The following is a 4,366-nucleotide window of genomic DNA, read 5'->3' on the forward strand; positions in this document are numbered from 1 at the left end:
GCCTTCGGCGCTTCGAGGGGGGGACGGCAGCTTGGGCCGGCTGAGCCGGACCCTTGCTGCCCCTGGAAAGAGGCACGCTCGCCGGAGAGGCTTCGGACTTTCAGCGCGTGAAGCGAGCCGCCACCGAAGCCACGCGCTCACCAAACAGACGCGCCGTCTCCAGATCACCTGGCAGCATTTCGTTGGCACCGGCGTCCGAGGGCGACTGTGCGATGGCACCGCTGTAGCTCACCAGGTAGTTCACGTCGTTGCGCTGCGCGGCCTTGCTGTTGGCGGGCATCAGGCCCTGGCTGACCCAGATCATGCCGTGCTGCATGGCCAGGGTGAACAGCGTGTTCAGCGTGGCGTGTTTGTCGCCGTTCATGCCCGCGCTGTTGGTGAAGCCGGCAGCGATCTTGTCTTTCCACTTCTGGGAAAACCAGGCCTTGCTGGAGGCGTCGGCGAACTTCTTGAACTGCCAGCTCACGCTGCCCATGTAGGTCGGCGAGCCCATGATGATGGCGTCGGCCGCATCGAGGGTTTCCCAGCCGCCTTCGGGCAGGTTGCCGTCGGCATCGATGGGGAGGAGCTCGGCATCCGCGCCCTGGGCCACCGCTTGCGCCATGCGCTGGGTGTGACCGTAACCCGAGTGATAAACCACCACAACTCTGGACATGTGTCGCTTTCTTTATGAGGAGACAAAAAAACGCGGCGCCAAAGCGCCGCGGTGGAAAGAACCCGTGCCGGGATCAGCCCTTGGTGCGGGCGTCCACGCTGAACGCGCCGGCGCCGAAGGCGGCGAAGGCCAGCAGGCCACCGGTGATGGCGATGTTCTTGAAGAACATCAGCTGCTGCATCATCTGCTGCTCGGCCGGCAACGCCCAGTAGGCGTGGAAGAAGTAGCTCGCCACCAGGGTGAACACGGCCAGTGCCAGTGCGGCGTAACGGGTGCGGAAGCCGATCAGCAGGGCCAGGCCACCAAACAGTTCAATCACCAGCGCAATCGCCACACCGACCTGTGGCAAAGGCATGCCCATGGCGGTGGCATAGCCCACGGTGCCGGCAAAACCGGCGATCTTGCTGAAACCAGCCGGGACGAAAACGATGGCCAGCAGAATGCGGCCGATCAGGGCCAGCGGGTTTTGCAGTGCGTTCATGATGAGGATTCCTTGAAAAAGAAAAAGGACAGGTTGAAGAAAACGTTTCAGGTTCAGGCGGCCAGGTCAAACACCAGCACTTCGGCATCGGCGCCGTTGGAAAGTTCCAGCCGGCTTTCTCCGGCCAGCACCGCGGCGTCACCGCCCTTGAGGCGCTGGCCATTGACATCGATTTCACCCCGCACCAGGTGCACATAGGCTTTGCGCGCCGGGTCCAGGCTGAGAGCGGCCGTTTCCTGGTCATTGAACAGCCCGGCATACATGGCCGCATCGGCATGAATGGTCACCGAGCCTTCGGCCCCGTCAGGAGACGCAACCAGGCGCAGTTGACCACGCTTCTCGGTCTGCGAGAAGGTCTTCTGCTCGTAGCCGGGGTCAATGCCCTTCACGTTCGGCTCGATCCAGATCTGCAGGAAGTGCGTGGTGTCGTTGGGCGCGTGGTTGAACTCGCTGTGGCGCACACCGCTGCCGGCGCTCATGCGCTGCACGTCGCCGGGCGGAATGCCCTTGACGTTGCCCATGCTGTCCTTGTGCGCCAGGTTGCCCTGCAACACGTAGCTGATGATTTCCATGTCGCGGTGGCCGTGGGTGCCGAAGCCGGTGCCGGGGGCGATGCGGTCTTCGTTGATCACGCGCAGGTTGCCCCAGCCCATCCAGGCGGGGTCGAAATACTCGGCAAACGAAAACGAGTGGTAGCTCTTGAGCCAGCCGTGGTCGGCATAGCCGCGGGCATCGGAACGTCGAATCTGGAGCATGGTGTTTTTCCTTCCATCTTCCGTGGGGCCGGCCGCGCATCGGCTGGCATGGGGTGAATTGTGGTGCGCCCAGACAGCGGATTGGCTGCACGGTTTTGATGGCATCATTCAATTCATTTGAATGGTCTGCACCTGGACTCCGATGGCCTCCTCTTCCCCTCGCGCGGCGCTGTCGCCGGAAAACCTTGGTCTGCTCGACGCGGTGGCGCGCCTGGGCAGCATGGCCGCCGCCGCGCGTGAACTGGGCATGGTGCCCAGCGCCCTGACCTACCGCATCCGCCAGATCGAGGACGCGCTCGACGTGCTGCTGTTCGACCGCAGCGCGCGCCGCGCCGTGCTCACGCCCGCCGGCAGCGAGCTGCTGCGCTCGGGCCAGTACCTGCTGAACGAACTCGACGCGGTGGCGCAGCGCGTCAAACGCGTGGCCACCGGCTGGGAGCCGCAGCTCACCATCGCGGCCGACGCGATCATCGCCCGCGCCACCTTGTACGAGCTCTGCGAAGCGTTTTACGCCGAGGGCGCGCCCACCCGGCTCAAGCTGCGCGCCGAAACCCTGTCGGGCACGGCGGAGGCCCTGCAGAGCGGCCAGGCCGACCTCGCCATCGGCGTGCCCAGCGACATGGCGCCGATCGAGTTCGCGTCCGCGCCCATGGGCACGCTGAGCTTCGTCTACGCGGTGGCCCCGCACCACCCGCTGGCCGCCGCCAGCCACAGCCTGTGCGACGAGGAACTGCGCGAGCACCGCGCCGTGGCCGTGGCCGACAGCACGCAGCGCGGGCGTGGCGTCACGCACAACCTGCTGCCCGGGCAGGACGTGCTCACCGTGCCGACCATGCAGCACAAGCTGGAAGCGCAGCTGCGTAGCCTGGGCGGCGGTTTCCTGCCGCTGTCGCTGGCGCAGCCCTTCATCAACGCCGGGCGCCTGGTGGTGAAGAACGTGCAGCGACCCAACCGCACGTTGCGCGTGTCTTACGCCTGGCGCCAGCCGCGCAGCGCGGCCGACAGCGGTCGTGCCCTGCAGTGGTGGCTGGAGCGCCTGCAGCACAGCACGACGCGCGCGGCGCTGCTCAACAACCACCATCAGGTGTAGAAACCTCCCCCGCGCCGCCTGCGGCGTCACCTCCCAGGGGGCAACGCCTGCGGCCGGGCAGAGCCCGTTCCGCGGCGTTCTGGAAGAAGGCACGTCTCGCGCACGCGTCCTCATCAACTAGCACCCTGCATGCGCTGCACCGCTCCACGCTTCCACACCGAGGGGAATGGCATGGCGTTGTGTGGAGCAACTGATACAGTCGGCCACACACCCAACCTCCAACGCGCACAGAGTCATGAACAACACCAAAAAACCTCGCGCCACCGGCGGGTCCACCCGCACGTCCAAGGCCGTTCCATCCGACACGGCACCCCTGCACATCGCGGTGGTCGGCGGCGGCATGGCGGGTGTGGTGTGTGCGCGCACGCTGGTGCAGGCCGGCCACCGTGTCACCCTGTTCGAGAAGGCGCGTGAAGTCGGTGGCCGCATGGCCACGCAGCGCACCGAGTACGGTGGCTTCGACCACGGCGCCCAATACTTCACCGTGCGCGATCCGCGCTTCGACACCGCGCTGCGCAGCAACGCCACCGCCGTGGTGCGGCCCTGGAGCGCCAGCACCGTGCGCGTGCTCGATGCGGTCGGCCATGTGCTGGCCAGCGCGCCGCCCCCCACCGAGCCGCACTTCGTGGCCTCACCCGGCATGGGTGCGCTGGTTGATCTGTGGGCGCAACCGCTGCAGCACCCCGAGCTGCACGGCCATCTGCTGGCCCGCACGCTGCTCGACACGCACGTGACCCGCATCGAACGCGACGCCCTGCACGCCAACCAGTGGCAGCTGCGCGCGGAAGACACACAAGGCGGCCAGCAGGTGCTGGGCGGCTTCGACCGCGTGGTGCTGGCGCTGCCGCACCCGCAGGTGCACGACCTGCTGCTGGGCTCGGGCCTGGCACCCGAGCTGCGCAAGGCCCTCACGCCCGTGCATGTGGCGCCCTGCTGGACGCTGATGGTGGCCTTCCCGCTGGCCATGCAGCCCGGCCTGCCGCACCTCGGCCCGCAATGGAATGCTGCGCGCAGCACGCACCACCGCATCAGCTGGGTGGCGCGTGAGTCGAGCAAGCCCGGGCGCACGCCGATCGAGCGCTGGACCGTGCAGGCCAGCCCGGCCTGGTCCACCAAGCACCTGGAAGACGACCACGAACGCGCCAAGGCCAAGCTGCTGAAGGGCTTTGCCGAGATCACCGGCATCCGCGCCACACCGAGCCACGCGGTTGCTCACCGCTGGCGTTTTGCGCAGACCCAGACCCCGCTGGGCCAGAGCCACCTGTTCGACAAAGCCCTGGGCATCGGCGCCTGTGGCGACTGGTGCCTGGGCCACCGCGTGGAAGACGCTTTCGTCTCCGGGCTGGAACTGGCGCTGGCCATGGCTTGATCATGGAGCACCCCCC

Annotated in this window: 5 protein-coding genes; 2 read left to right on the forward strand and 3 right to left on the reverse strand. The window is 67.1% G+C overall.

All coding sequences use genetic code 11. The annotated features are described in order from the left end of the window. Window positions 1–100 precede the first annotated feature (100 nt). The 3 genes from HPA01S_RS22260 to HPA01S_RS22270 form a co-directional block, all read right to left on the reverse strand. Window positions 101–655, reverse strand: a complete 555-nt coding sequence (locus tag HPA01S_RS22260; protein WP_066273675.1) for a flavodoxin family protein — start codon at window positions 653–655, stop codon at window positions 101–103. A 73-nt stretch (window positions 656–728) separates the two neighbouring features. Beyond that, the gene (locus HPA01S_RS22265; RefSeq protein ID WP_066273676.1) at window positions 729–1,139 is read right to left on the reverse strand and encodes a DoxX family protein; all 411 of its coding nucleotides are present in this window, start codon (window positions 1,137–1,139) and stop codon (window positions 729–731) included. A gap of 50 nt (window positions 1,140–1,189) precedes the next feature. After that, entirely contained in the window at window positions 1,190–1,891 is a 702-nt protein-coding gene (locus tag HPA01S_RS22270; RefSeq protein ID WP_066273678.1) for a pirin family protein, read from the reverse strand. Between the two features lie 142 nt (window positions 1,892–2,033). On the opposite strand from HPA01S_RS22270, the gene HPA01S_RS22275 reads away from it, so the two are divergent. Both HPA01S_RS22275 and HPA01S_RS22280 read left to right on the forward strand, forming a co-directional pair. Next, entirely contained in the window at window positions 2,034–2,981 is a 948-nt protein-coding gene (locus HPA01S_RS22275) for a LysR family transcriptional regulator (protein WP_066273680.1), read from the forward strand. Window positions 2,982–3,216: 235 nt separating this feature from the next. Next, complete coding sequence (locus tag HPA01S_RS22280) at window positions 3,217–4,350, forward strand: NAD(P)/FAD-dependent oxidoreductase (RefSeq protein WP_084360918.1); 1,134 nt, start codon at window positions 3,217–3,219, stop codon at window positions 4,348–4,350. The last annotated feature ends 16 nt before the right edge of the window (window positions 4,351–4,366 follow it).

Origin of the sequence: Hydrogenophaga palleronii NBRC 102513 (assembly GCF_001571225.1) — a bacterium.
In the GTDB taxonomy this organism is placed as follows: Bacteria; Pseudomonadota; Gammaproteobacteria; order Burkholderiales; family Burkholderiaceae_C; genus Hydrogenophaga; species Hydrogenophaga palleronii.